This is a genomic window from Hallella absiana (assembly GCF_025457485.1).
Taxonomy (GTDB): domain Bacteria; phylum Bacteroidota; class Bacteroidia; order Bacteroidales; family Bacteroidaceae; genus Prevotella; species Prevotella absiana.
Genome location: NZ_JAMXSP010000067.1, coordinates 1 through 2,513 on the forward strand (window position 1 = coordinate 1; position 2,513 = coordinate 2,513).

Genomic DNA, 2,513 nt, shown 5'->3' on the forward strand with positions numbered 1-2,513 from the left:
CTCAAAGAACTCTTTCTCGTTGCTCTCAGTGTTAGGCGTTTGCCGTAGTTCTGAAAAGCGAGTGCAAAGGTACAGGTTTTCTCAATACCCTCCAAACATTTCCCATGTTTTTTTGAAGAAAAAGTGTAGATTTTCCATAATGTTTACAAAAAGAGAGCACAACACATTATTGTATTATATAGGGAGAAGAGAGCAAGGGGTAATAAGGACGAGCGTCGCTGCACAGCAGCAACCTACAGAACACTGCACGACACGACAGGAAGACAGCACGAGAAGACAAGAGCCCAGCACAACAAGCGTGAGAGACTGCCGAGCACTTTCTCAACGAAAGACGAAGCTAACAGTTTCTCGCTTTGAAACTAATAGTTTCTCGCTTTGAAACCAATAGTCTCTCGCTTTGAGACTGTTAGTTTCAAAGCGAGAGACTAATTTCATTCTGTCTAAGAAATAATATGATGAGCCTTGCTTCTCCCGACCTAATTATATGTGCTTTATGTCTTTCTGTCCAAGAATAAGCATGCGTTTCTGTCTAAAGATAAGTGACTTATGTCTAACCTTGCTTTGTACTTTCATTGTTGAGACGACGCTTCACCACAGCAGGATTACCCACGGCAAGGCTGTCGTTGGGAATATCATGCACGACAACGGCTCCGGCACCAATGATGCAACGCTTGCCGATGGTCACGCCGGGCAAGACGGTGACACCGCCGCCCAACCAAGTGTCGTCGCCAATGGTGATCGGGTAAGATGTCTCCATGGGCTTACGCCGGTCGAGATAGTTCATCGGATGCTGGGGCGTAAGCAACTGACAGTTAGGACCAATGAGCACATGGTTGCCGATGGTGATGATGGCTCCACCGAGAAACGTACAATTGTAGTTGATGAACACGTGTTCACCGATGTGGTTGCTACTGGCATGGTCACAATAAAACGGCGGACAGATCACCGACGAGTCGGGTATGCCCGGTGCCACACGCTGAAGCAACAACCGAAAATTGGGCGATGTCAGCGTGGTCTGATTGAACGCCAAGAGCAACTCCTTAGTTTCGTTGCAACTCTGTTGTATCTTAGGATCATCGATATGATAGAGTTCTTGCGAGCGCATCTTTTCAAATTCTGTTTTCATAGTCATCGTGTTTTGGTAACAAAATTAAGAAAAAACATCAAAAGGACAAGCACCAATAGTACTTATTTTGTAACTTTGCCACATAGTAAACATGATATAAACATGAAAAGAACCTTCATCCTACTGGCCGCCTTGCTGCTCAGTCTGTACACACAGGCACAGATGCACAGCTATGATACCAGCTTCACCTTTTCCCAAACGAATTTTGTCGACACGATCCCCATAGAGGTTGTCGACGATCAGATATACATCATGGGCACAGCAGGCGGGCGTCCCTGTCGCTTCAACCTCGATACAGGATCGAGCCAGGGTTCAGTCTACATGGGCAGTAGCATACAAGGGTTGCGCCCGTTGGGCAATGTCGTCAGTCGCGACGCCGCCGGCAATCTCGACACGGTGGCTGTGGTGGAGTTGCCGCCGCTGACCATCGGCAGGCTGACTCTGCAACACTATGTGGCCTCAGTGTTCCGCCCACAGACCACACGCCACACCTATGACGCCATCCTCGGCTTCGACCTGCTCAACAAGGGACTATGCTGCAAGATCGACGCTCTTCATGCCAGAATGATCCTCACCGACCGTCGCGACTATTTCGACCACGAGCCCGGCGTGGGGCTGCATTATAGGCTGAAATGGTTCGTGCCCTATGTGCTTGTCAGTCCGTTTAAGCGCCATACCGACGAGGTGCTCTTCGATACGGGCTCACGCCAGCTTTTCACGATGAACAAGGAGAGCTTCGACGTGCATGCCTATAAGAGCAAGAATGTGGAGAGTCAGGTGGAGGAACGCGTCAACGGCTCGTTCACCATCGGACAGTTAGGTGCTGAGCGTTCGTCGGAGGTGGTGTTTATGAAACTCGACCGACTGAAATGGGATACGTTCTCGTTCAAAGATGTAAGAGCAATGACCACACAGGGCGCCAGCCGCATCGGGGCGAGCATCCTGCGCTATGGCACGGTGACCATCAACGGTTTCCGCCGCAAGATCTTCTTCCAGCCTTACGAAGGCGGTGACAGCGTGGAAGTGAACAACAAAACCTATACCGTCGCCTACGTGCCGAACAGAGACGGACGCCCCGTAGTCGGTCTGCTGACTAAGAGCAGTGACGAGTACCGGGCAGGGCTGCGTCAGGGCGACACCATCATGGCCATTGACGGCAAAGCCGTCGCCACGTTCGCCGACTTCCGTCGTTACCCCTTTGTGGAGGGACAGACCTACACGCTGACGGTGAAGGGGAAAAACGAAGAGAAAAGAATGATTACGATAACCCGTTGGCGGAATTAATTTAAGTTGATAAATATGAGTAAAAAGTTGCACATATCGCTGATTTTTAGTAACTTAGTGGTGTTCAAAACATTAAGTCCAAACCATCGTATGTACAACCTTT

The 2,513-nt window shown here is 49.6% G+C and carries 2 protein-coding genes; one reads left to right on the forward strand and one right to left on the reverse strand.

Features of this window, described 5'->3' with window-relative positions; genetic code table 11:
- Window positions 1–550: 550 nt before the first annotated feature.
- A complete protein-coding gene (locus NG346_RS14280; protein WP_262278939.1) occupies window positions 551–1,126 on the reverse strand; it encodes a sugar O-acetyltransferase in 576 nt (191 codons plus the stop codon).
- 102 nt (window positions 1,127–1,228) lie between these two features.
- Here NG346_RS14280 and NG346_RS14285 point away from each other — a divergent pair, with 102 nt between their 5' ends.
- Entirely contained in the window at window positions 1,229–2,410 is a 1,182-nt protein-coding gene (locus NG346_RS14285; RefSeq protein WP_262288905.1) for an aspartyl protease, read from the forward strand.
- Window positions 2,411–2,513 lie beyond the last annotated feature (103 nt).

Excerpts from the sequence above, each read along its gene's own strand:
- NG346_RS14280 (WP_262278939.1), bottom strand. The coding sequence starts at position 1,126 with ATGAAAACAGAATTTGAAAAGATGCGCTCGCAAGAACTCTATCATATC.
- NG346_RS14285 (WP_262288905.1), top strand. The coding sequence starts at position 1,229 with ATGAAAAGAACCTTCATCCTACTGGCCGCCTTGCTGCTCAGTCTGTAC.